Origin of the sequence: Bifidobacterium breve DSM 20213 = JCM 1192 (genome assembly GCF_001025175.1) — a bacterium.
Taxonomy (GTDB): Bacteria; Actinomycetota; Actinomycetes; order Actinomycetales; family Bifidobacteriaceae; genus Bifidobacterium; species Bifidobacterium breve.
Genome location: NZ_AP012324.1, coordinates 833,666 through 858,648, shown reverse-complemented (window position 1 = coordinate 858,648; position 24,983 = coordinate 833,666). Strand labels below are relative to the sequence as shown.

The 24,983-nt window shown below is 58.5% G+C and carries 22 protein-coding genes; 11 read left to right on the top strand and 11 right to left on the bottom strand.

Going from position 1 to position 24,983, the window contains the following annotated elements:
- Window positions 1-20: 20 nt before the first annotated feature.
- Both rpsA and BBBR_RS03535 read right to left on the bottom strand, forming a co-directional pair.
- Entirely contained in the window at window positions 21-1,496 is a 1,476-nt protein-coding gene (gene rpsA / locus BBBR_RS03540; protein ID WP_003828920.1) for a 30S ribosomal protein S1, read from the bottom strand.
- A gap of 249 nt (window positions 1,497-1,745) precedes the next feature.
- A complete protein-coding gene (locus BBBR_RS03535) occupies window positions 1,746-2,624 on the bottom strand; it encodes a bifunctional methylenetetrahydrofolate dehydrogenase/methenyltetrahydrofolate cyclohydrolase (protein WP_003828919.1) in 879 nt (292 codons plus the stop codon).
- 104 nt (window positions 2,625-2,728) lie between these two features.
- Between BBBR_RS03535 and BBBR_RS03530 the strand changes: the two genes are divergently transcribed.
- The 3 genes from BBBR_RS03530 (at window position 2,729) to BBBR_RS03520 (ending at window position 5,855) form a co-directional block, all read left to right on the top strand.
- Window positions 2,729-3,901, top strand: a complete 1,173-nt coding sequence (locus tag BBBR_RS03530; protein WP_003828917.1) for a metal ABC transporter solute-binding protein — start codon at window positions 2,729-2,731, stop codon at window positions 3,899-3,901.
- Window positions 3,902-4,058: 157 nt separating this feature from the next.
- Window positions 4,059-4,931, top strand: coding sequence for an ABC transporter ATP-binding protein (locus BBBR_RS03525; RefSeq protein ID WP_003828915.1), 873 nt, complete (start codon window positions 4,059-4,061; stop codon window positions 4,929-4,931).
- A 90-nt stretch (window positions 4,932-5,021) separates the two neighbouring features.
- Entirely contained in the window at window positions 5,022-5,855 is an 834-nt protein-coding gene (locus BBBR_RS03520; RefSeq protein WP_003828914.1) for a metal ABC transporter permease, read from the top strand.
- Between the two features lie 72 nt (window positions 5,856-5,927).
- Here the strand turns inward: BBBR_RS03520 and ispF are convergent, their stop codons facing one another.
- Complete coding sequence (ispF, locus tag BBBR_RS03515; RefSeq protein WP_003828912.1) at window positions 5,928-6,443, bottom strand: 2-C-methyl-D-erythritol 2,4-cyclodiphosphate synthase; 516 nt, start codon at window positions 6,441-6,443, stop codon at window positions 5,928-5,930.
- Complete coding sequence (locus BBBR_RS03510; protein ID WP_003828909.1) at window positions 6,440-7,033, bottom strand: CarD family transcriptional regulator; 594 nt, start codon at window positions 7,031-7,033, stop codon at window positions 6,440-6,442. The genes ispF and BBBR_RS03510 overlap by 4 nt, the downstream gene beginning before the upstream one ends.
- Before the next feature lie 177 nt (window positions 7,034-7,210).
- Here BBBR_RS03510 and glgB point away from each other — a divergent pair, with 177 nt between their 5' ends.
- From glgB to BBBR_RS03495, 3 genes are read left to right on the top strand one after another with little or no spacing between them, the layout of a single operon-like run.
- Complete coding sequence (gene glgB / locus BBBR_RS03505) at window positions 7,211-9,463, top strand: 1,4-alpha-glucan branching protein GlgB (RefSeq protein WP_003828908.1); 2,253 nt, start codon at window positions 7,211-7,213, stop codon at window positions 9,461-9,463.
- A 30-nt stretch (window positions 9,464-9,493) separates the two neighbouring features.
- Entirely contained in the window at window positions 9,494-10,216 is a 723-nt protein-coding gene (locus BBBR_RS03500; RefSeq protein ID WP_003828907.1) for a response regulator transcription factor, read from the top strand.
- Entirely contained in the window at window positions 10,216-11,289 is a 1,074-nt protein-coding gene (locus tag BBBR_RS03495) for a sensor histidine kinase (protein WP_003828906.1), read from the top strand. The genes BBBR_RS03500 and BBBR_RS03495 overlap by 1 nt, the downstream gene beginning before the upstream one ends.
- 57 nt (window positions 11,290-11,346) lie before the next feature.
- Here BBBR_RS03495 and BBBR_RS03490 read toward each other — a convergent pair whose 3' ends face one another.
- Both BBBR_RS03490 and BBBR_RS03485 read right to left on the bottom strand, forming a co-directional pair.
- Window positions 11,347-12,021 (bottom strand): ComF family protein, encoded by a 675-nt coding sequence (locus BBBR_RS03490; protein ID WP_003828904.1) that lies wholly within the window; start codon window positions 12,019-12,021, stop codon window positions 11,347-11,349.
- Between the two features lie 71 nt (window positions 12,022-12,092).
- Window positions 12,093-12,896 (bottom strand): HAD-IIB family hydrolase, encoded by an 804-nt coding sequence (locus BBBR_RS03485; RefSeq protein WP_003828902.1) that lies wholly within the window; start codon window positions 12,894-12,896, stop codon window positions 12,093-12,095.
- Window positions 12,897-13,047: 151 nt separating this feature from the next.
- Between BBBR_RS03485 and BBBR_RS03480 the strand changes: the two genes are divergently transcribed.
- Window positions 13,048-13,410, top strand: coding sequence for a metallopeptidase family protein (locus BBBR_RS03480; RefSeq protein WP_025221423.1), 363 nt, complete (start codon window positions 13,048-13,050; stop codon window positions 13,408-13,410).
- 21 nt (window positions 13,411-13,431) lie between these two features.
- On the opposite strand, the gene BBBR_RS03475 is transcribed toward BBBR_RS03480, so the two are convergent.
- From BBBR_RS03475 to BBBR_RS11065, 4 genes are all read right to left on the bottom strand, one after another.
- The gene (locus BBBR_RS03475; protein WP_003828897.1) at window positions 13,432-14,973 is read right to left on the bottom strand and encodes a DUF5719 family protein; all 1,542 of its coding nucleotides are present in this window, start codon (window positions 14,971-14,973) and stop codon (window positions 13,432-13,434) included.
- Complete coding sequence (locus tag BBBR_RS03470; RefSeq protein WP_003828896.1) at window positions 14,970-18,062, bottom strand: glycosyltransferase family 2 protein; 3,093 nt, start codon at window positions 18,060-18,062, stop codon at window positions 14,970-14,972. Before BBBR_RS03470 ends, BBBR_RS03475 begins: the two co-directional genes overlap by 4 nt.
- A gap of 45 nt (window positions 18,063-18,107) precedes the next feature.
- The gene (locus BBBR_RS03465) at window positions 18,108-18,407 is read right to left on the bottom strand and encodes a WhiB family transcriptional regulator (RefSeq protein WP_003828894.1); all 300 of its coding nucleotides are present in this window, start codon (window positions 18,405-18,407) and stop codon (window positions 18,108-18,110) included.
- 229 nt (window positions 18,408-18,636) lie between these two features.
- Window positions 18,637-18,972 (bottom strand): hypothetical protein, encoded by a 336-nt coding sequence (locus BBBR_RS11065; RefSeq protein WP_014483897.1) that lies wholly within the window; start codon window positions 18,970-18,972, stop codon window positions 18,637-18,639.
- Here BBBR_RS11065 and BBBR_RS03455 point away from each other — a divergent pair.
- The 3 genes from BBBR_RS03455 (at window position 18,902) to BBBR_RS03445 (ending at window position 22,317) form a co-directional block, all read left to right on the top strand.
- Window positions 18,902-20,002: an LCP family protein gene (locus tag BBBR_RS03455; RefSeq protein ID WP_225851424.1), complete on the top strand. Its 1,101-nt coding sequence runs from the start codon at window positions 18,902-18,904 to the stop codon at window positions 20,000-20,002. The genes BBBR_RS11065 and BBBR_RS03455 overlap by 71 nt on opposite strands.
- Window positions 20,003-20,205: 203 nt before the next feature.
- Entirely contained in the window at window positions 20,206-21,924 is a 1,719-nt protein-coding gene (locus BBBR_RS03450; RefSeq protein ID WP_003828889.1) for an FtsK/SpoIIIE domain-containing protein, read from the top strand.
- 114 nt (window positions 21,925-22,038) lie between these two features.
- On the top strand, window positions 22,039-22,317 hold the full coding sequence (locus BBBR_RS03445) for a WhiB family transcriptional regulator (RefSeq protein ID WP_003828887.1): 279 nt from the start codon (window positions 22,039-22,041) through the stop codon (window positions 22,315-22,317).
- A gap of 58 nt (window positions 22,318-22,375) precedes the next feature.
- On the opposite strand, the gene BBBR_RS03440 is transcribed toward BBBR_RS03445, so the two are convergent.
- The gene (locus tag BBBR_RS03440; RefSeq protein WP_025262901.1) at window positions 22,376-23,863 is read right to left on the bottom strand and encodes a sensor histidine kinase; all 1,488 of its coding nucleotides are present in this window, start codon (window positions 23,861-23,863) and stop codon (window positions 22,376-22,378) included.
- A gap of 186 nt (window positions 23,864-24,049) precedes the next feature.
- Between BBBR_RS03440 and trhA the strand changes: the two genes are divergently transcribed.
- Complete coding sequence (gene trhA, locus BBBR_RS03435; protein ID WP_032738248.1) at window positions 24,050-24,970, top strand: PAQR family membrane homeostasis protein TrhA; 921 nt, start codon at window positions 24,050-24,052, stop codon at window positions 24,968-24,970.
- Window positions 24,971-24,983 lie beyond the last annotated feature (13 nt).

Sequence of the window (24,983 nt, the reverse complement as noted above, 5' to 3'; positions counted from 1 at the left end):
GCGTTAGCTTCGCGGCAAACTCACTTGCCGAGCAACTGGTCGCGCAGGGCGGCGAGCTGATCGGAGTCGGCGAGGGTGCCGGTAGCCGGAGCAGCGGAAGAGTAGTTGGAGGTCTCCTCGACCGGCTTCTCTTCCTTCTGGTTCTGGCCGTCGGCGGCAGCGGACTCGGCCGCATTTGCCAGTTCCTTGGCCACGAACTCCTTGTGCTCTTCCCACAGGTCGTGAGCGGCGGCGTACTGGGCTTCCCACTCCTCGCGCTGCTTCTCGTAACCAGCGATCCACTCGTTGGTGTTCGGGTCGAAGCCTTCGGGGTACTTGTAGTTGCCCTGCTCGTCGTACTCGGCCGGCATACCGTAGATGGCCGGATCGAAGTCCTCGGAAGCCGGGTCAACGGAGTCGTTGGCCTGCTTGAGGGACAGGGAGATGCGGCGACGATCGAGATCGACGTCGATCACCTTGACGAACACGGTCTCGCCCGGCTTGACCACGGTCTCCGGGTTCTCGACGTGACGGTTGGCGAGCTCGGAGATATGCACCAGGCCCTCGATGCCGTCTTCGACGGAGATGAAGACACCGAACTGGACGATCTTGGTGACCTTGCCCTTGACAATCTGGCCGGGAACGTGGGTGCGAGCGAAACGCTGCCACGGATCCTCCTGGGTCGCCTTGAGGGACAGGGAGATACGCTCACGGTCGAGATCGACGTCGAGCACCTCGACGGTGACCTTGTCGCCAACCTTGACGACCTCAGACGGGTGGTCGATGTGCTTCCAGGACAGCTCGGAAACGTGAATCAGACCGTCAACACCGCCGAGATCGACGAAAGCGCCGAAGTTGACGATGGAGGACACCACGCCTTCACGGATCTGACCCTTCTTGAGCTGGGACAGGAAGGTCTCGCGGACCTCGGACTGGGTCTCCTCAAGGTACTGGCGGCGGGACAGAACCACGTTGTTACGGTTCTTGTCGAGCTCAAGGATCTTGGCCTTGATCTTCTGACCGATGTACGGGGAGAGGTCGCGGACACGACGCATCTCAACGAGGGAGGCAGGCAGGAAGCCACGCAGACCGATGTCGACGATGAGGCCGCCCTTGACGGCTTCAATGACGGTGCCCTCAACGACGCCGTCAGCTTCCTTGATCTTCTCAATGTCGCCCCAAGCACGCTCGTACTGAGCACGCTTCTTGGACAGAATCAGACGGCCTTCCTTGTCTTCCTTGGTGACGACAAGGGCCTCGATGGTGTCGCCGACCTCGACGACTTCGTCAGGATCAACGTCCTTCTTGATGGAAAGCTCGCGGGAGGGGATGACGCCCTCGGTCTTGTAGCCGATGTCCAGGAGGACCTCGTCGTGATCGATCTTGACGACGGTACCCTCAACCAGATCACCATCATCGAAGTTCTTGATGGTGGAATCGACTGCCTTGATGAAGTCCTCTTCGGTGCCGATGTCGTTGATGGCAACCTTGGTGACTTCAATGTTGTTCTCTGCCATGTAAATATATGGTTTCTAATAGTGGATGGATAATTTCTCGATATTCAGTTATACGTATGCCCTTGCAGACATACTGATATTTACGATACAAGCAACTCTGCCCAAATTTCCTAGAAAAATTCGGGTGTGTCGCACGCTTTAATTTGCGTTGACCACAGATGGGCTAGGATGTTCTGTTGCCGGGACCGCTCCAGGCCGCTCAGGCCAAGCTTTACGCCCGGCAACAGAACATCCCGGCCCACCTGTTCCTCATCGGGAGGAGCGCTCGGCCATTTCTACAACGTTGGCCAGAAGCATGGCTCGGGTCATGGGGCCTACGCCACCGGGGTTGGGGGTGTATGCGTACGCCTTGTCATAGCAGGCCTTGTCCACGTCGCCCTTGATACGGTAGCGACCGGCCTCCTCATCGAATACGCGGCTGACGCCCACATCCACCAGTACCGTCCCCTCCTTGATCTTGTCAGGGGTCACGAAGCCGGCGGAGCCCATTGCGGCGATGATGACATCGGCACGACGCATATGGTCGGCCACGTCGCGCGTACCGGTGTGGCACAAGGTGACGGTGGCATTGACGGCATTGCGCGTGAGCAGCAGGCCGATGGTGCGGCCGATGGTAATGCCACGGCCCAACACGCACACTTCCTTGCCTTCCAGGTCAATGTTGTAGGCATCAAGCAATTCAAGCACGCCGCGTGGGGTGCAGGGCAACGGTGTTGCGATGTCTGCGCGTACATGCAGCACCAGTTCGCCAAGGTTGTACGGGTGCATGCCGTCCGCATCCTTGGCCGGATCGATCATGTTGATGATCGCGTTTTCATCAACGCCCTTGGGCAGCGGCAGCTGCACGATAAATCCGGTGCAAGCCGGGTCATCGTTAAGTTCACGCACGGCCTCGGCAATCTGGCCGAAACTGGCATCGGCAGGCAGTTCCTTCTTGACCGAGGTGATACCCACCTCCTGGCAATCGGCATGCTTGCCGGCCACGTACTTCATCGAGCCGGGATCCTCCCCCACCAGCAGCGTGCCCAGTCCAGGCACCACGCCTTGCGCCTTGAGCGTGTTCACACGTTCGGCGAGATCGGCTTTGATCGTGGCAGCAACCTGCTTGCCGTCGATTTTCGTGGACATCCATACCCTTCCATATTGTTCGGCGCATTCTATCGAAACGATAGGCTATCGTTGGAACAAATCAGGATTATATCGTTCGTCCATCTCAACGAAGAAGGCACGCCATGGGGATTCGGATTACACGACTCACGAAACTCGCCGCAGCCGGCCTAGGCGCCGTCATGCTGTTCGCTTCCGCGGCTTGCGGCTCGGCCACAACCCAAACCGAGCCGAACACCAAGCAGAACGTACCCGAGCCCACCGGTCCGATCAACGTGGTCGCCTCCATCAACCAATGGGGGTCGCTGGCCGCGGAACTTGGTGGAGATGACGTGACGGTCACCTCCATCATGAACTCCACCAATGTGGATGCCCATGATTTCGAGCCGAAAACCTCGGACGTCGCCAAACTATCCCAAGCACAGATCGTGGTGGCCAACGGCGCCGGCTATGATTCCTGGGCGACCAAGCCGTTGTCGAAAAGTTCCACCTTGGTTTCCGCCGCTTCCGTTATGGGCGCCATGGAAGGCGACAACCCTCACTTATGGTTCTCCAAGGACGCACGCTCGAGCATGGCCTCCGCCATCACCGAGGCATATGTCAAGGCTCTGCCCAGCAAGAAGAAAATATTCCAGACGCGACTGAAGAATTGGCTGAACCGCGAAAAAACACTGGAAACCTGGGTCAACGACTTCACCAAAACCCATACCGATCTCACGTACGCGGCAACCGAACCCGTGGCCTACTATCTCATGGCCGACGTGGGGTTCAAGGACGCAACCCCCAAGGGCTATACGCAGTCGACGGCTTCCGGCGGCGAACCAGCACCGGCGGATCTGCAGGCGTTCCAGACGCTTATTGAAGACAAGGGCGCGGATGTATTGATCAACAACACGCAGGAAGCCAGCGATGCCACCAATATGATCACCGGCACCGCAGGCAAATCCGATGTGCCGGTCGTCGATGTCTCCGAGCAAATGCCCGCGGACGCCACCACGCTGAATGCTTGGATTAACCAGCTCATCAACACCATCATTGACGCGGTGGATCCGACTTACGGCTGCGATGCCGGCACCGGCGACAACACCGAAGGCGATGCGTCCGGAGAAAATTCCTCCGACACTGCCGCAAACCAGTCCGACTCCGCCAACGATGCAGGTACCACGTATATCCGCGAATGCAAGGCCATGAACGCCGACTCCGCCAGTGATTCAGCAAACTTCGGGACCGACAACTCCACCACCGATACAGAAGGCACCACTCCTTCGAACGAGGGCCAAACCGATCCGGGCAAATGATCGGGGTCCACGGCGGCGAGCTGTGACCATAGTATACATATGCGCGAAGGCCATGCTTCCGATATGACATCGGTTGCATGGCCTTTGTCATAACCGCATAACCGCATCATTCGATATTGAGAACGATTGTCAGCATCATTTGCCACAATCGAGCCCTATGAACGAATCTTCCGCATGCATCGTGTTCACGGATGCCGCCATCAAGCGTGGCGATCGCACGATATGGCAACATGGCAACTTCACCATCCCCACCGGTTCGGTCACCGCCATCGTTGGCACTAACGGCACCGGAAAAACCACGATGATGAAGGCCGAGTTGGGCCTGCTGCCTCTCTCGCACGGCTCCCTGACCGTATTGGGCAAGCCGGCCGGAGAGATGAACAAACGCATCGGCTATGTGCCGCAAAGCTATGTTTCCGACGTCGATTCTAATCTCACCGCCGAGCAGTCGGTGCTACTGGGACTGACCGGTACACGATTCGGCATTCATCCCGTCACCAAAGCACAGAAGGCCAAGGCACACGAAGCCATGGAATTCACCGGCATCGCGGACAAGGCCCATTACCGTCTGTCCGAGCTGTCCGGCGGCCTGCGTCAGCGTGTCGCCATCGCCCAGGCGCTGGTATGCGACCCACAGCTGCTCATGCTTGATGAGCCGTTGGCCAATCTGGATCTGGCCAGCCAACGATCCACCGTACATGTGCTTGCCAAACTCAATCGCGAACTTGGCATGACTATCCAAGTGGTGGCGCATGATCTCAACATGCTGTTGCCGATTCTGACCGGCGCCGTATATCTGCTGGACGGCCATCCGCATTACGCCGATATGCACAAGGTGCTTGATTCCGATCTGCTGACACATTTGTATGGCACACAGGTGCAGGTGGTCACCACCCCGCAGGGAGACATGTTCGTGACCCCCACTCCGGACGAGCCACGCGACCAGCCGCAGGATATGCATACCGCCGCCGAAGTGGCGCAGCTGCACCATCACGAACACGGCACCGATACCGCGACCGCGCACCAATAACGTCTAGCACAGCAGTCAGCACCGTACAGAATCGCCGCGCATACCAAGCCGCGGCATGAAGAAACAAGAGACACAGAGATATCAAAGACCATGAGCACCATCAACTTCTCATATGATCCTGAATGGCTCAGCACGCTATCTGCCCCGTTCATGACCAATGCCTTCATCGCCGGCCTGTGCATCGCATTGGCCGCAGGCGTTATGGGCTACTTCACCATCGCACGACGATCCACCTTCGCCGCTCACGCATTGGCTCATATCGGACTGCCCGGTGCCACCGGCGCGGTGCTGTTCGGCCTGCCCGTCTCGCTGGGCATGGGCGTGTTCGCGCTCGGTGGCGCACTGGTCATCGGCGCATTGGGCAAGCGCGTCTCCGAACGTGAAATCGCCACCGGAACCGTACTGGCCTTTGCCACCGGTCTGGGTCTGTTCTTCGCACGACTGTCCAGCTCGGCTTCCCAGCAGATGCAGTCCATTCTGTTCGGCTCAATCCTGACCATAACCACCGGCCAGATCATTGGCTTCGCCGTGTTCGACGTGCTGCTGCTAGTCCTCTTGGCGATTATCTACCGTCCGCTGCTGTTCAGCTCGCTCGATGAGCAGGTGGCACAAGCCAAAGGCGTGCCGATTGGCCTGATGAATGTGGCATTCATGGCGATTATGGCCGGTGTGATTACCATTGCCGTGCCGGCTGTGGGCACACTGCTGATTTTCGCTCTGGTAATCACGCCTGCGGCCACCGCCAATATTCTGGCCGGCTCGCCGTTCAAGGCCATGGCGATTGCCAGCGTGCTGTGCCTGGTGTCCATCTGGGCCGGACTGGTACTTTCCGCGATGTTCCCCGCTCCCCCAAGCTTCATTATCGTGACGCTGTCCACCCTGTTCTGGGCACTTGCCAAAGCTGTGGAAACGTTGCGAAAGTAGCACTCCGCACTACTCTCAACGAGAGGAGCCCCTTTCCGCATGGAAAGGGGCTCCTCTCTTATGGCTTCGTCATCAGCGACGCTCCACCAAAGCACTGGCGATGGCGGCTATGCCTTCGCCTCGACCGGTAAAACCCATATGGTCGGTGGTGGTGGCGGTGACCGATACCGGGCAACCGACGGCCGCGGATAACGCGGCTTCCGCTTCGGCGCGGCGGGTACCGATTTTCGGGCGATTGCCGACGATGGCCACGGACGCGGAGACGGGCCGATAGCCGCTATCCGCAAGATGGGCAACAGTTTCACGAAGCATATCCGAGCCGTGCATACCGGCACCATGCGCATGGGAGCCCACGCCGAACAGTGAACCAATATCGCCCAGACCGGCAGCGGCGAGCAACGCATCAATCAAGGCGTGAGCGGCCACATCACCATCGGAATCACCTTCGATGCCCTCATATCGGGCAGCCTCAGCCGGTGCAGCGTTCTCTGGGACCGGCCAATACAGTCCGGCCAACCATAATTCACGTCCGGAACCGGAAGCGGCAAACCGATGGGCATCAAAGCCCTGGCCGACGCGCAGGATCACTTCTTCTTGGACTTCTTTTCGGCTTCGACGCGCGCCAGCGTGTCTGCGGCCGCTTCTTCAGGCTCGGCAGCGTGATGCTGGTCATCACCCACCTGGGCAGGTGCGTAGCCGAGGTTCACGTCAAGCAGACGCTGTGCTTCCGTCTCATCGATCTTCTCGGACAGCGCGATCTCGGAGGTCAGGATGGCGCGGGCCTTGGTCAGCATGCGCTTCTCGCCTGCGGACAAGCCGTGTTCGTCCACGTCGCGCTGCGCGAGATCGCGCACCACTTCGGCGATTTTATTGACATCACCGGTGGCGATCTTTTCGACATTCAGCTTGTAACGGCGGGACCAGTTCATTTCCTTTTCGATGATCGGGGTTCGCAGAATCTCGAACACCTTGGCTACCTCGGAACCGGAGACGATGTCACGCACACCGACTTTCTTGGCGTTTTCCACCGGCACATTGATGACCAGACCGTCGGAGGAAAGTACGGACAACTGCAGATATTCGCGCGTCACGCCCTTAACCGTCCGCTCGGTGATGGCCTCCACTTTTGCTGCACCATGACGTGGGTAGACGACCATATCGCCGACTTGATAAGACATGTATCCTCCGAGAACTGACGGATTACTCACAAAAACTCGAATAATTGTGCCATATGGTCTGGACTGGGACAATGAGAGCGCTCACAATCAGGCGACAACACTCTAAGCGGCATAAATTCGCCATTTTCGACGCGCCAATGTAGCGTTTCCGACACCAACGCACGTAGACTTTGGGGCATGGCTAATGAAACGAAGATCAAGGAAGATACCGTCACCGTGCCTGTTGCCCAAAGTGACCTCGACGCGGTGAGCAATGCTGAATTCTACAACCCCCACGGAGTTCTTGGCGGGCATCTCGGCATTGGCAAGCATGCCGATACCGCCACAATCCGTGTGCTGCGTCCGCTTGCCAAATCCGTGACCATTCTCACCCAAGACGGCGAATATCCGATGACACACGAATACAACGGCGTATTCGTGACCACCGTTCCCGCCGCGGGGACCAAGAAGCAGCCCACCATTCCCGATTACCGCGTGAAAACCGAATGGGAAAGCGGCGACGTGCTCATCGAGGATGACCCCTACCGCTACATGCCCACACTCGGCGAAATGGACACCTACCTGTTCGGCGAAGGTCGCCACGAAAAGCTCTGGGAAGCCCTCGGCGCACACGTGCTGCGCTATGACGACCCGATGGGCGGTGCCGATGGCACGCCCGGCGAACAAGTGGTGGGCACCGCATTCTCCGTATGGGCGCCAAACGCCCACGCCGTGCGCGTGGTCGGCAACTTCAACGCCTGGGACGGCCGCCGCCACGCCATGCGCGAGCTCGGTTCCTCCGGCGTGTGGGAGATCTTCATTCCCGGTCTTGGCGCAGGCGAGAACTACAAGTTCCAAATCCTCAATGCCAACTACGTGTGGGAGATGAAGGCCGACCCGATGGAGCGTCAGCACGAAATCCCGCCGAACACCGCATCCATCATCACCGAATCCTCCTACGAGTGGGCCGATGACGCCTGGATGCAGCACCGCCGCACCACCAACCCGCACAACGGCCCGGTCTCCATCTACGAGGTGCATGCCGGCAGTTGGAAGAAGGGCCTGAGCTACCGCGACCTAGCCACGGAATTGGTGGACTACGTCAAGCAGGAGGGCTACACCCACGTCGAGTTCATGCCGTTGGCCCAGCACCCGTTCTCCGGATCCTGGGGCTATCAGGTCACCGGTTACTACGCGGTGGATTCACGCCTCGGCTCCCCCGACGATTTCCGTTACCTGGTCGACAAGTTCCATCAGGCCGGCATCGGCGTGATCATGGACTGGGTGCCCGCTCACTTCCCGAAGGATGCCTTTGCGCTCGGCCGTTTCGATGGCACCCCGCTGTACGAGGATCCAGACCCGCTGCGCGGCGAACACCCCGATTGGGGCACCTATGTGTTCAACTTCGGACGCCGCGAGGTGCGCAACTTCCTGGTGGCCAACGCCCTGTTCTGGCTTGAGGACCTGCACGTCGACGCACTGCGCGTGGATGCCGTCAGCTCCATGCTCTACCTCGACTATAGCCGCGAACCCGGTCAGTGGCGCCCGAACATCTACGGAGGCCGCGAGAACCTGGAGGCCATCGACTTCCTCAAGGAGGCCACCGCCACCGCTTACAAGAACAACCCCGGCGTGATGATGATCGCCGAGGAATCCACCGCATGGCCGGGCATCACCGCCCCCACTTCCGCCGGCGGCATCGGCTTCGGCCTCAAGTGGAACATGGGCTGGATGCATGACACCCTTGAATATCTGCATGAGGAGCCCATCAACCGCAAGTGGCATCACAATGAAATCACCTTCTCGATGGTGTATGCCTACTCCGAGAACTATGTGCTGCCCATCAGCCACGACGAGGTCGTGTACGGCAAGGGATCCGTATATGGCAAGATGCCGGGCAACGGTTGGCAGAAGATGGCCGGCGTGCGTGAACTGTTCGCCTACCAGTGGGCTCACCCGGGCAAGAAGCTCTCCTTTATGGGCAACGAGCTGGCACAGTGGGGCGAGTGGGATCACGATGCCTCCATCGACTGGGATTGCCTGAACTGGCAGGATCATCGCCAGGTGCAGACCATGGTGGCCGACCTCAACGCCTTCTACAAGGCGAATCCGGCACTGTGGAGCCAGGACTTCGATCCGGCCGGTTTCCAGTGGCTCACCAGCGACGATGCCGATCACAACACGCTGAGCTTCCTGCGCATCGGAACCAAGGGCGAGACGCTGGCCGTGGTGGTCAACTTCTCCGGCGAGGCATGGTCCGACTACCAGGTGGCACTGCCCATCGGCGGCAAATGGACCGAAGTGTTCACCACCGATGATGCCAAGTATGGCGGTTCCGACATCCATAACGGCACGTTCGAGGCGGACGCCGGAGAATACCATTCAAGGCCTTTCTCGGCTAAAATCACCGTTCCAGCTCTCGCAGTTGTATTCTTGAAGCCAGAGAACTGAATTAGCCAACAGGCTGAAAGGTAACTATTCATGCTGAATTCCACAGCGCATCAGAACACGGCTCCGCGCACGGTGTTGGTAGTGGAGGACGAGCCGACACTCGCCACTGCCATCGCCCAGCGCATCACTGCTGAAGGATGGACCGCCCGTGTGGCTGGAGATGGCGCTTCCGCCGTTCAGGCCGCCTTGCAGCTCAAGCCCGATCTGGTCATCATGGATATCATGCTGCCGGTTATGGATGGTCTTGAAGCCACTAAGCGTATCGTTGCCGAGCGCCCGGTTCCTGTGCTGATCCTCACCGCCCGTGACGATGAAACTGACAAGGTCATTGGCCTGGGTGCCGGTGCTGACGATTACATGACCAAGCCGTTCTCCATGCGTGAGCTCATCGCCCGCTGCAAGGCGCTGCTGCGCCGCGTGGAACGCGCCAAGGTCATCGCCAAGAATTCCGAGAACGAGAAGATTCTTGATTTCGGTTCCATGGTCATCGATCCGGCCCAGCGCATCGTCACCGTCAACGGTGAGCAGGTGCACCTGACCCCGACCGAATTCGATTTGCTGGCCACGCTGGCACGTCGTCCGAAGTCGGTGCTCACTCGTGAGAAGCTGCTTGAAGAGGTGTGGGACTGGGTGGATGCCTCTGGCACCCGCACCGTCGATAGCCACGTCAAGGCCCTGCGCCATAAGCTTGGCGCCGATATGATTCGCACCGTGCATGGTGTGGGCTACGCCTTCGAACCGCCGACCGAGTAATGGCATCTCCGCAATCAACGAAATCCCGGCTCGACAACGCCACCAAGCGTGTCAAGCCGGTTGATTTGTTCTCTTCGCTCAAGCTGGAGCTCAGTGCGCTTATCGTTTGCGCCACCGCCATCGCCTTCGCGATGTGCTGGTTTCTCCTGAAATTCGGATGGTCCGGTTGGATTGCCATGCCCCTGACTCTGGTAGTGGCGCTGGGCATTACCTATTTCTTTTCTCGAGGTATCACCGCACCTCTGCGCCAGATGCGTGACGTGGCTGAAGCCATGGCCGAGGGCGATTACACCGTGCGTGTGAACATCGATCAGGAACGTCATGATGAAGTGGGCCAGCTTGCGCGCTCCTTCAACGAAATGGCCGAAGAGTTAGAGCATGCCGACAAAATGCGTCTGGACATGATTGCCAACGTTAGCCACGAACTGCGCACGCCGGTGTCTGCATTGCAGGCGATGGTCGAGAACATGGCTGATGGGGTCACTGAACCCACGTCAGCCAATCTTGAGGGCATTCTTACCCAGACGCAGCGCCTGAGCGATCTTATTGCCTTCCTGCTGGATCTGAGCCGTATGGAAGCTGGAGCCGCCAGTCTGAACATCGAGCAGTTCAACGTCGCCGAATTCCTGGACGAAACCGTTGAACCGTTGGAAATCGCCGATGGCGGGCATGCTCATGATATTCAGATGCGCGTGAGCGATGACATCACGATGGAAGGCGATCAGGATCGTCTCCGTCAGCTGTTCACCAACATCATTGCCAACGCGCTCAAGCACTCCCCCGATAACACCACGGTGCTGGTCGAAACGCATGAAGACAAAGACAACGGCACCATTGTGACCAATGTGGTCAATTTCGGCTCACAGATTGCGCCTTCCGATCGTTCCGATATTTTCCGCCGCTTCGTCAAAGGCAAGACGGGACCGGGTACTGAATCCGGGGGCACCGGCCTGGGCCTGTCCATCGCACGATGGGCCGCCCAATTGCACGGTGGCAGCGTAAGGGTCGTGGACGACACCCGTGGCGCCGATTTTGAGATCACCCTGCCCAAATATCACATTGCCAATGAGTGATCTAGGGCCGCACGGCCGCAAATGAATCCGCGTCGATCCGGCGAGGATTCTTTGTTGTTATACCACCTTTTTGGCTTCGGTAAGCGTCATTGCCCCTATGACCTCGGCGCCGGCCTGTCTGCAGGTTTGCGCGCATTGGCGCAACGTTGAGCCGGTGGTGATGATGTCATCGACCAGTACCACCTGTTGGCCTTGCATCACGGCATCAGAGACAAGTGCGATTCGTCCACCGATGCGTTGGGCGCGTTGAGCCGATGACGCCTGCTGCACCGATCGGCCGCCCGATGCAATACTGGCCAATACCCGATATGGTTTCGCATCGAAGCCGTAATCGCATAATGCGTTTGCCACGGCCTTGGATAACGGATCGATATGCCGTCTCCCTCTGCGCCGCATCGAAGCCGGCGATGAAGGTACCGGAACCACGAGCACGGCGGTCTGCCGATGGCAGGAGCGGTGAATGGCGCTGTGTTCCAGTAATGAGGCCATTACCTCGCCGAATATCGTATCGAGCTCGGTATCATCATGGTCTTTCCACGCAAGAATCGCATGCCTGACGACTCCCTGATATGTTGACGCGGACCATGTGTGCACAGCACCCTGAGTTTCTTGACCTGATACCAGTTCCCGGTTGCGCCAGTTGGCGAATAGGGAACGACAGTCGCCGCACAGTACCTCATCCGGTCTGTCACACCCGGCACAGCCACGAGGAAACAACGCGTCACGCATCATGCCCAGCAACGAATCACGGCGATCCCAGCTCAACACGCATCCCCTTTCGTCCAGGCAGGCCTCCCGACCGTTTAGGCCGATGCTCCCACACGTTGCAGCAATGCATCCATCAGGCCCAACGCATCCTGGGGGTTCTCGACCTTCATGCCCACGGCACCGGCTGCGACGGCTGGATAATCGTTGCCGTCAGGAGTCATGCGATCTCCTACGAATACGATGCCGCCGACCGGCACATCAAGTATCTCAGCAAGACGACGCACCGCATAGGCCTTGTCGATGCCATGTTGACTCACATCCACGCTGGAATATCCGCCGGAGCGCACCCTCAAATCTGGCAAATCCGCTTTCACCGCTTCAACAAGCGCTCGTTTCTTGATATTGTCCGGATCCCATGACTGCTTGGCGACAACGGGCGCATACTGACCAAGCGCCGAGAAGGTGATCTGGCTGCCGCGATTTTCAATCCGACTCCCCCAGACATGTTCTTCCCACATGCCCAGTTCCTTGGCGCGCCGTTCCAGACTGGAGGTGATGGCGGCAACGGTGCGGTCATCCAAATCATGTGCGTAGACCAGCGCCCAGCGCTCCCCATCCCATCGATAGTAGCGGGAGCCTGACGTAGGCATGACATGCAGGTGGCCGCGATCGGCATCCGGGCCCAATACATCCAGCACCTGTGAGGTGACGACGTCCATGCCGCCTCCGGAAATCAAAGCCACGGTCGCGTGCGCGGTCAACGCGCTGAATCGTGCGATCATCGCGGGTTCCATAGGTTGTTTGGAACTGGCCAGCGTGTTGTCCAGATCAAAGCCGAACACTCGTGCATGCGCGCATATGTCATCCAAATCAAGTTCGGCCCACGAACGTACCACCATTCGCCGTGTCCTCCTTGCTGATGAGATTCGATTCGATGAACCAATCCTAGCGCATGTTGCCGTCGCCTTGGCCTATGGTGGAACCATGCTTCAGCCACCTTGGAATGCCCGCGTGTACCGCAATCGTCACGGCAGGGGTACGCGCACCCCGATGTTCGGCACCCGACTGCCCCGCTACCGCACACGTACCGGCATGTTCGACGATATGGTGGCCGCTCAGGTGCGTCGCCTCGGCGATGCCTGGCCCGAACTGGTGCGCCCGTTACAATTCGCTGTGGAAGATGTGCCGCCGTCGGATCCGGTGCCGTGGCAGGTCGAGCCGAATATGACCTCGCAATGCTTCCCCGCAGGGCATGGCATTCCGGCACGCATCGTGCTGTACCGCATGCCGTTACAGACGCAAGCACCCACCAAAATCGAACTGCAACTGGCGATTCGTGACGAGCTGGTTTCCCGAATGGCGGAACTCTACGGCCGCAGACCCGAGGAAATCGACCCTGACTTTGGACTGTAAATAAACCCAGGGTCCACTCGCCTAGTGGACGATCGAGGGATTGCTGCGCGCCCAGACATGGGTGGTGGCAGGCATCAGCGGCGTGGCACCCAGCGATGCCAGACCGGCGACTTTGTCATCGCCAAGGTTGGCGTGGGTCAAGCGCACGCCCCAGCCAATCTGCTGAGACTGGTCCTCGAGCATCAACAGTACCGCCGATTCATTGTCTTTCGACAGATCCTTGATATCTATCGTCGTGGCGGCATTGGCGTCAATCTCCACTTCCTTGGAGGCGGTAGCCTTGCCGTCGGCGTCATAGGCATGCAACGTGGCCTTACGTGACTGATTGGACGAGTTCGCCAACGATACCGTGGCATCCACATCATCAGGAATGGCAAGACCAGTAAACGAAGCCGGAGCCGCGGCATTAATCAGGGCGAAATCAGCCTGATCGTCATCACCGGACTGGGACGCCTTCACACTGAAAGCCACATCGTCTTCGGCAGTGGACATCACGCCCAATGCATCTTCGGGAGCCTCACCCAAATCGACGACGGTCACCCGATTGGCCTGCAATGTTGCATCCTTTGCCTGTACCAGACCATGCTCGGTGATCCACGACAACGTGACACCCGTCGCGGAAGCGGCATATAGGTAGGCATCCACCGCATCGCCCTTCGCGATCGACGTGGCCACTGAGGCATTGGACGCATCATGAAGCGGCAGCGCGAAATCCGAGCCTTTTGACGTCAGTCCATTCATGGACACCGTGCGGACAACAGCCGCGATCGGAGTCTCCTTGCTGGATACGGTGACGTACAGCCCCTGCTGATTCGGTGCGGCAGCTGCCAAGTCCAGTGCATTCTCGCCGCTGGCGGGAATGGCCAATGAGGATTGCGTGGACAATGCCATCTCGCCTGACTGCTTCGATCCCCAAATCTTTATCTCCACGGTAGTGGGCTTGGTGGAGGGATTGGCGATAATCAGCTGCTGCGTGGTGCCGGTCGCCGTACCGGACAGCAGGAATGATTGGCTTAAGGCCGTGGTCTCACATGATGATGCGGATACACCTTTGAGGTCACCGTCATCCGCCCAGGAGGCAATGGAGCCGACAGTGCCTGTGCCTTCAGCAGCCTGCAGCATGCGTGTATCGAGAAGGCGAGACCCGTTGTCGATTGACTGGGCACCTGTTTTGACGGCGTCGTTATCGGTCGGATCGGCATCCTTCAAGGTGATGTTGTCAGCGGAATCATCACCGAACGCGGATACCGTGGCGCTGTATACGGAGTCAAAAGCGGCATAACGCGCTTGTGTGCTGAGGTTACCGGTTGTCGCTTGGAAGGCGCTATCCCCGTAGCTGCCAGTATCGGCCAACCCCATAGGGGCAGGACAATAGGCCTCAGTCTGCGTGGGACTGACGGTCTGGTCGATGGCGTCGTCGGTGGCCGCCACCGCATCCACCCACTGCTTGGATCCAGGAAGCACCACCAAAACGGCCAGCAACGCAATCAGCACAATCATGGTGATCGCACCGATCACCACGCTGGTCACACGCCTAGACTTGGAAACTATCTCCTTGCTCATGCTTCCACCTCCAATCCGGCAAGCAACCGTCTGCGCGGCACTGCGACAAGGCAATACAGCACCAGAATCACCGATAGGCAAATCAGCCATGCATATCGCCAAGCGCTCTGCTGTGTACGCTGCTGCCAAGAGGTGTCAACATTCTGGGCATCGGCGTTCTGCAGCGTGAGTCGGTAATAGCTGCCGGCATCGGTGGAGACCAGCGACTGCGTGCCGTCCGAAGCGGCGATATTGGTGCTCAACTGTTCGTAAGGCACTGTATCGGCATCGGATTGCGTATCGGCGACCACATAGATGCCACCAAAACCAAGAGCGCTGATATCGGCAATCGCCTGCTCGTCCGGATTGGACAGCAAAGTCGCGCACGCCTTGGCCAGCACCTGATCGACGTCATCATGCTTGCCATCGAGCAAACGCACCCGTTCCACCGGCGAACTATCGATCAAATCGCCTCTGGAGGTGCGCATCACCGTGTAATTGACCGTATTGCGTGTCTGAGCGCTGACCGCCAGCACACGATGGTCCACTCCGGACTCCAGGTAATCGGTGACCACCATGGGCAGGCCGGAACCGGAAACATTAAGTCCCTCATCTTGATGGCGCACCAGTCCATACCAACATTGAATACCGATGCAGACAGCCAGCAACACCGCAAGAACGGCACGACCGAAGACAATCAACGGGTGAAGACGATTCTCCGTGGTCTGCTCGCCGGACGAAGAATGCAGCGGAAGGAACCGCTTGACGGCACCGCCGGCCACCAGACAGACACAGGCCAGGAAACCCATGATCATCATCAGCATGCCGGGCTGGGCGGAACCCGCCACCACGCCATCAGCATCGACTGAGATGGCAATACGGCTTGAAGACATGGCCAGCACACCGCCGCAGACGATGACCACCCACATCAGTCGTGATGTTCTCAGTGCAAAAGGCAACACCAACGAGGCAACCGCCAGGATGGTAATCGCTATGAAGACCACAGCCATTGCAATATCGACGGCCTGTCCGGACAAAGGATTCCAGCCCAACGCCCGTTGAGCCGATTCAAGCAGGCTCAATGAGGCCGGCGATCCGTTCTGCGCCGAGGAAGGCAACATGATATCGCCGAACAGCTGACGCCAAAATCCTTCGTCTGCGTATCGGATGGAGTTGAGAATGGTGGGGGCCACGGCAAAAGCTGCAGGCACGGGAATCAGCAATAATGCGGCGCGCTTGCGCTGCACGAACAGCAGGAAAATAAGGAATACCACAATCAACGCCAGCAGCAGTTGCGGCTCAGCGGCCACCACGGGAACAAAGCACAACGCGGAGATGGCCGCGGCTTGTACGGACGGGTGAGGCTTCAACGGATCCTCGGTGTGGTACATGCCCACTGCACGGAACACGAATGCAAAAGCGGCAGGCAAAAACACCAGAACAGTGAGCATGGGAAGATTCGCCTGTGCATACCAGCCAAACATCATGCCGGTTGAGGCCCATAGCAATCCGCCCAGCACACGGACGACATCCGAACGCGTAAAGATACCCGCCAGTGCCCAGAATGACAAGGCGCTCAACGGCGCAGCGGCAAACAAGATCAGTCCCAAGGCGGCAGGAACATGACCAGCAGTGACGATGGACGCGACCATCAATACCAACAGCCACGGCGTGGGGGGTGCGGGAAGGCCAACGCCGGATCCAAACACCCACGGCGTAGTGGCGGACTGCACCAATTGCTCGAAACTTGCGCCCGTGGGCAACAACGCATTGGAATACAACGATCCGTCAGAGAACAGCGAACGGAACACCGGCCAATACAGCAGCATCACCGCTACAAAGCACACCACGGCCAATCCCAAGGCCCCCGCCCAGCGGCGCATCAGACGAATCCTGAGATGGGCACGTTCCAGAGGGCTCAGCAATACCAGCCCCTTCTGGGCCATGAACGCGTCACGACGGTCATGGAATTGCTTGATTTGCTGGCGATCGGCAGTCAGCACCTGCAATGAGGACATGGACACTTTGGATTGCCGAGTCACCAGACTGCGCGATCGCATGGCACCGGCGATGGAGGTCAACGCCAACCACGGCAGACACAGCTGCACCCATGCCTCATATGGCTTTTTGCGGAACAACATCGCGATGGCCATGCCGAAACTACGCAATAAACGCCACAGCCATACCACCATCCATGCCGAGCGTGCAATGTCGGTGTACAGATACCGCTGCTGCGAACGAGCCACCGTCATGGCCGGATTGATGGCACTCTCCTCATTCAACGGTTCGCCGCCACGGGTACGGATGCCCTCATAGCGTGCGCGACGATGCGAGATTTCCGCCTGCGGCACAATAACCACGCGCCTGCCGCTTAAGCAGACACGGCGGCAGAAGTCAACCGATTCACTGTAGGTAGTGAACCAATGATTAATGCCCTTCAGTCGTCTGAGTTGCGATAACGGAACCAATGCTCCCGCAAGGGAAACCGCGAAAACATCCTGCCGACCATCATATTGCTCTTGATCGGGCTCACCGTCGACCACGAGGGAGTGCACGGCATGATTGCCGGCGTACATACCAACATCATGCAATTGGGTGCCTCCCCAATCGCACTGTTTGCATCCTAGGATGCCGGCTCCGGAAGCATTGCGCCACGCCTCGAGCAATCGCTCCAGGCACCAGTTATCCGAAGGACGGGAATCATCATGCAGCATCCACACCGCACGCGTGGAAGAATCAAGATCGGCGGCGGCGAGCGCCTTGGATACGGCATCACCAAATGAACGCGCCCCCTTGGCACGCACCACTTGCACGCTCACCTGCTTTGCCTGCGGCACCTCCATTGCGGGACCTGCAGGTGAGTGGATCACCTCAAATGAAGTTTGCACCGATCGCGTTGTGAGCCCAGTGGCATCGGCTATGACGATAACGCCCGGCAATACGCTTTGCGTGAGCAGCGAGCGAAGCGTGGCATTGAGAAAACGCATATCCGCTTCAACGGTGACTACCGCCACTATGCCGGCATCCACATCCTGCCGGTGCGTGTATGGCCTTGCCGATATGGCATCGACCACAGCTTCATGGATATCGCTATTCGCTGTCGGATTCATAAACTCCCAGTGTACGCACTGACCTTGAAGTGGCCGTGCATATAGCTATGCCTGTTCCCTGTGGTCCTTCTTATACCGGCGGCGTTCACGCTCGCTCATACCGCCCCAGATACCAAAACGCTCGTCATGGTCAATAGCCCATTTCAGGCATTGCTCGCGGACTTCGCATTTGGCGCATACGCGCTTGGCGTCGCGTGTCGAACCACCTTTTTCCGGAAAGAACGCTTCAGGATCGGTCTGTGCGCACAATGCTTTGTGCTGCCAAGACACATCACCATCGGGCTTGAACAGTCCCCACAACTCATTCAAAGGCTCTTCGGCAGAATCGTCAATCGCACCCCACATGCGACCCTCCTTGCCTATGAGTTGTACTTGTACCCACAAATTACACACATGTGACTTGGAATTTGTCAAATCAAGTCTCGTGTCATTACAGTTTTTTCCGCCTCAATGTGCTATATGCCGTCCACCGAGCACTGCACTCCATAACCAATTGAGATGAATATTGTGCCGTTCCTGCACAGGAACAGCGCTCCCTAGGTATGGCACGGCACAGCATGTGCAAAAGTGTCATTCAGTAAATTGAGCAGTTTTGGGAGGATTGCATGACGCAGGAATCAGGTGGGGCAGATCCGCAGATCAATCCGCCGAGTTTTATTCCTTCGGCAGGCCGACGTTCACGAGCATCGTCACAGACACCACGTACCATCACTCCCTCATCATCGTCGCGAACACCCAGAGCCGCCGGCGGCAACGATAACGGCATACCGCCCAGCTTCTCCCCCAATGTGAACCGATCCGCTCGCAGAAGCACCTCGGCCTCCTCCCAGCCGCAAAGCATTCCACCGACGCAGGCACGCCGCTCGTCCGGCTCATCTCGCAATGCCAGCACGCCGGCATCATCCGTCATTCGCTCCGCCACCCCCTCCAGAACGCCCGTGGTAGCTATGACGTCCGGGCACAACAGCGCCATAGCGATACGCGGCCGTGGTCATAAAGTCCGCAATGGCGTCATCGGCGCAGTCATATTGCTTATCGCAGCACTGGTGCTCGCCGTGTTCGGCGCCTGGGGCTGGGTGGACGGCAAGCTCAACAAAGCGGATTGGCTGACCACCGCAGCCGACACGCCGGCTTCCACCTGGCTTATTCTCGGTTCCGATGAGCGTGACGGTTCCACTAACTTTGGTGGCGTAGACGATATCAGCGGATACCGAACCGACACGATTCTGGTGCTGACCAAGCCTAAATCCGGCCCCAGTTCACTGATTTCCATTCCGCGCGACTCCTTGATGAACGTGGACGACCAATACATGAAGATCAATGCCGTGGCTCAGCTGGTCGGCAAAAAGGCCTTGGTCGGCGAGATAGAGCAGTTGACCGGACAGAAAATCGATCATGTGGCACAGGTCAAGTTCGGAGGCTTGCAGAAGGTCGTAGACGCTTTGGGCGGCGTGGAATTGTGTTACGACCAGGACGTACAGGATGCTTATTCCGGCCTGAACTGGACAGCTGGATGCCATAACGCGGACGGTTCGACTGCATTGTCGTTCTCTCGTATGCGTTATGCCGATGCCACCGGCGATTTTGGCCGCAATGCCCGCCAGCGTCAGGTCATTTCCGCCATTGTCAAGAAGGCCTCCAGCAAGGAGACGTTGACCAATCCCAAGACGGTGACGACCATGGCTGAAGCCGGCTTGAGTGCGCTTACCGTCGATGGGAAAACCACGCCGCTAACCTTGGTGAATATGGCGTTGGCGTTCAAAGACGCCACAGGAAGCAAGGGCATATCCGGCAGCGTGTACTGGTCCAATCCCGATTATTACGTGGATGGCGTCGGCTCCTCCGTGCTGCTTGACGATGCCAAGAACACCGAACTGTTCAGCCAGCTGGCTGCGGGCACCCACGCCGCAGGAACCGTAGGTACACTCGCCGAAAGCTGATAATTCAGCCAATCAGCGTGCCGCGACGCACGCCCGGCAAGCTGGAACCACATATCCCGTTATCGCTTGCGCTACGCGCATCCTTCATTCACGCTGAAAGCATGACTCGTGAACGGCAACGCACAATACGATTTCATCGTTCATTACCGGCCCCTGCAAGAAAGGGTGCCACAACCGCTCCGCGCGGCGCACGCTCCCGCGTGATGGTGCTCGTTGCGGCCGCCCCGATAGTGGCACAGATCATGATGCTGGCAATGATGGCGTTGCACGGGCAATGGATGTTTGCCCTAGTCATGGTTCCCGGCATCGTCGGTGGCCTTGCATCGATGCTCGTCACATTGCCGCTGCCATATGTCGAACCGTCCCAAAGCCCTGTCGAGTCCACTGAGACACACCACGCTCCCCGAGGCCCCTCCCCTGACGCTGCCGACATGTTCTGCGCTTCCGATGCGCCCTCCATCGAATCCCTGCTGACGTTCGACCGCCTTGGCTGGCGAACCATAGTCCGCAACTGGCTTGAGCCTTCCGATTACGATGTGCCGCTTGGCGTCACCGCGTCCGGCCCGTTCATGCTCAACCTGCACAGGCAGGGCCCTCATGCTCTGGTGGCCGGCACCACCGGCTCCGGCAAATCGGTACTGCTGCAAAGCTGGTGCTTAGCTTTGGCGGCCATGAATGGTCCGGATCAACTTAATTTCGTTTTTCTTGATTTCAAAGGCGGTGCCGCTTTCCGTAAACTCGAGCAACTGCCCCACACCATCGGAAGCGTCTGCGATCTCGATCTGGCCCATGCCGCACGGGCGCTCAAGGCCTTGGAAGCCGAACTGACCCGCCGTGAAAAGCTGTCTGCCGACCTGCATGTATCCGATATTGATGACATGCGCGACGCACCGCCTCGACTTGTCGTGGTCATCGACGAATTCCATGCGCTGAAAGACCAGCTGCCGGATTACATGCCGCGCTTGGTGCGTATCGCCTCGCTTGGCCGCTCCCTGGGCATGCATCTAATCGCCTGCACGCAGAATCCGCTTGGTCAGGTCAGCACCGATATGAAAGCGAATATGGCCATTAGCATCTGTCTGCGCGTGCGAGACGGATTACAATCCACCGAGCTGCTGGGCGATTCCAGAGCTGCGACCATAAGTCCCGCACTACCGGGTGCCGCCTACTGCAATGACGGCGAACACGTGACGGCATTCAGATGCGCGCCAGCCGACAATATCGATGTATATTGCCGGCAAATCGCGTTCGCTGCCCAATTCGTGGGGACACGTTCGCGACCATCACTGTTCACCTCTCCCCTGCCACGGAGTGTCCAAGACCATCCGGTATCCGGGCAGGTGGATCGTATTCGGTTTGGTCTATCGGATAACGGCATCACACTCACCGATGCGGTTGTGCCCCTTGACTGCGGCAATATCGCCATCATCGGACCTCAGGGACGGGGCAAAACCACGCTGCTCGAAGTCATTGCCCGCCAGGTAAGTGCCATGGACGGCCTGATGCTGCATATCAGCGGTCTATACAGGGGCCAACGACTCACGACGACCGAGCATCGTCCCCGGCTCAGTGCCGCATCAACGCGCATCGCACCGGCACCACCACGTTTGATATGGCTGGTTGACGACGCCGACGACCTGCTGGATCCGCTCTGCTGCGATACGCAGGCCGTACGGTTCAGGCAAGCCCTTGCCGATTCGTCCATTATCGTGGTATTCGCGGTGCGCTCACCCCGCCACATACGGGTCCCGGACCATTGCAGCACACGCATTGTGTTCCCCTGCGGAGATCGAACGGCAGATTTGGTAGCGGGCATACCATCATCGCTGGTGAACACGATGAGGCAGGAGGATTTGGACACGCCTGGCCGCGCGGTTCTGATTGCGGGTGCCTCGGCATGCCTTGTGCAGTGCGCGTCATAAAATCTCCGCTTTTTTCTGGGCAAAACCTCTTGAAAAACGCACCGGTTCGTGGTTACCTTGTACAGGACTTAAGGAAAATCACATCAGCCACAGGGCTTTTAAGGGAGGCAAGCAATGAGCAACGCTTTTGATTGGCGAGCCAAGGCCGCATGTCGTGACAAGGATCCGGAACTGTTCTTCCCGGTGGGCAACACCGGTGCCGCATACAATCAGATTGAAGAGGCCAAGGCCGTATGCCGTACCTGCAAGGTGATTGATGCATGCCTCAAGTGCGCATTGGACACCAATCAGGATTATGGCGTCTGGGGCGGCCTGAGCGAAGACGAGCGCCGCGCTCTGAAGCGCCGTGCCATGCGCGCCCGCCGTTCGCAGGCTATGCAGATGCAGATCTGATATTTTTGCTTGTTTATGCAAAACCCTCCCGTTTGGGAGGGTTTTTGCGTTAGGGCTATTACTCGTCCTGTGCGGCACGCAGCTTCATATCCAGCACCACACGGGTACCGCCTTCGCGGCGAGACTCCCAGTTCACGGAACCACCGAAGTCGTTGGTCACGAAGGTGTTGATGATCTGCGTACCCAAGCCGGAACCGGAGGAACGTGCCATGCCGCCCTGCTCTTCAGAGCCGAGGCCGGAACCGTCGTCCTCGACCACCACATTGAGGTTCGGACCGGAACGTCCCACGGAGATCGTGATATGTCCCTCCTTGCGCCCCTCGAATCCATGCTCCACGGAATTGGTGATGAGCTCGGTAAGCACCAGAGACAACGGCGTGGCGTCTTGGGCGGGCATCATGCCGAATTTGCCCATGTAATTGATTTCGATGTGCTGATCCTTCATGGTTGCCAGATCCACAGCCATGCGCAGCAGGTTGGCAATCACCTTGTCAAAGTCCACCACTTCATCGGCTGTCTGGCTCAGCCCCTCGTGCACCATGGCGATGGTCTGCACACGGCGCTGGGCCTCCTGCAGTTCCTTCTTGACCTCGTCGGACTGGGTTTTGCGCGCCTGCAGCCTGAGTAGCGCGGAAACCGCCTGAAGATTGTTCTTGACACGATGGTGAATCTCGGAAATCGTGGCGTTCTTGGTCTGCAGTTCCTGCTCGCGACGGCGCAGCTCGGTGACGTCACGACATAGGATAATCGCACCGACACGGCCGTTATTGTCGTACAGCGGCAGCGATCTCATGGAGACGGCGGAACGGTTGGCGTTGAGCTCGGAGTCAACGGCCGCCTTGCCTGCCAGCACCAGCGGCAAAGTATCCGGCACCGGATCGTTCTCCTTGAGTAGCTGGGTGCCCAGCTCGCTCAGGTATTGGCCGGGCATGGTATTGAGCAGGCCGAGACGGCGGAAACAGCTGATGGCGTTGGGAGCGGCATACCGCACCACGCCGTCCACGGTGAGGATGATGAAGCCGTCCGCCACGCGCGCGATATGACGCTGGCTCATCACCGAATCCTTGTAAGGGAATTGACCGCGCGGAATCATCTCATACAGTTGCTTTCCGGCATTGATGCTTTCGGATTCGTAGCGACCATTGGATTCACGCGTGGCCATGTTCGTCTCACGCACCACCAAGCCAAGCGTCTTGCCATTGTGCCGCACCGGAGCGTATACATTGCACACCGTGGCCTTGCCTACGGTACGCAGCACAGTGGAACGGAACACCACGCTGGATTGCATGGCGGCGTCCAGCTCACCGGTCATATCATCGGGCATGGTGTCTCCCACCACATCATCACCGCGTAGGGTCATCACGGTGGAGGGGCGGCACTGTTCCGCAACCACGTACTTGCCGTCGCCGTTCTGCACGAGCAACAGCAGATCAGCGAAGCTCAGATCGGCGATGACCTGCCAGTCGGCAACGAGATGGTGCAGCCATTCGCGGTCGTCGTCGTCGAAATCGGGGCGCGTTGCGAGAATATGTGAAAAATCAGCCATGTGTCCATCATACGCAGATAGGTTCCGCTTATCGCCGAATTACGTGATGTGATCTGATGATAAATTACAGGTGAGTCGGTATTGACAATCCAGTAGGTTACGCTAACGTAAGTTACGGAAACGTAAGGAATGACCGTCAGCTCGCGCGGAACGAGGAATCATATGGCATCAGCAACCGACGACAAGATGGCAACGACCCAGCAGACCAATTCCGAGGCCGTCAACGAACCGTCTGACTCGTATGTCGAGACGAAGCGTCAGGCCGTCATAGAGGCACGCGAACAGGCGCTGCAGGCCAAAGCGGAAGCAGTACGCGTCAAGGCGCAGTTCAGGGCCGAAGCCATTCGAGCCAAAGCCGAAGAGAAGGCCAGCCGCACGCTGGCCAAGGCAGAGAACCGGGCACTGAAAATCGAGGGCATCGCCCCTGCGGAAGTGGAGCGCAAGATTCGTCTCGATGTTCACGGCCGTCCGAAGCCCGCTATGCGCGGCTGGATTCATGCGGTGGCCGCTCCCCTGTCTTTGGCCGCAGGCATCGTACTGATCTGCCTGGCACACGGGGCCAGTCTGAAATGGGCATGCGCCGTATTCATGACATCATCGTTGGTGCTGTTCACCAATTCAGCCTGCTACCATCTGGGTGATTGGAGCCCCCGCGTCACCGATGTGCTGCGCCGCATCGACCATGTGAATATCTTTCTGCTCATCGCCGGCACATACACGCCGGTTTCATTCGCGCTGGAACCATTCTGGCGCAATATCATCATTATTTCGATGTGGGCATGCACGGTCATAGCCATCATCATCCACGTGATTTGGATCAATGCGCCGCGATGGCTATATACGGTGGTGTACATCATCTTCGGCATTTATGGTCTGGCCTATATGGTGATGTTCTGGAATTCGCCGTATGCGGGCCCCGCCGTGGTGGTGCTGTTGTGCTCGGGCGGTGCCTGCTATATCCTCGGCGCCATCGTCTACGCGCTGCGCAAGCCGGATCCCTGGCCGCGCGTATTCGGATTCCATGAAATCTTCCACTGCGGCACCGTAGCCGGCTATGCCTGCCACATGGTGGCGATCTATATGGTAATCGTGGCACTGTGGCATTAATCGCAACGCGCGA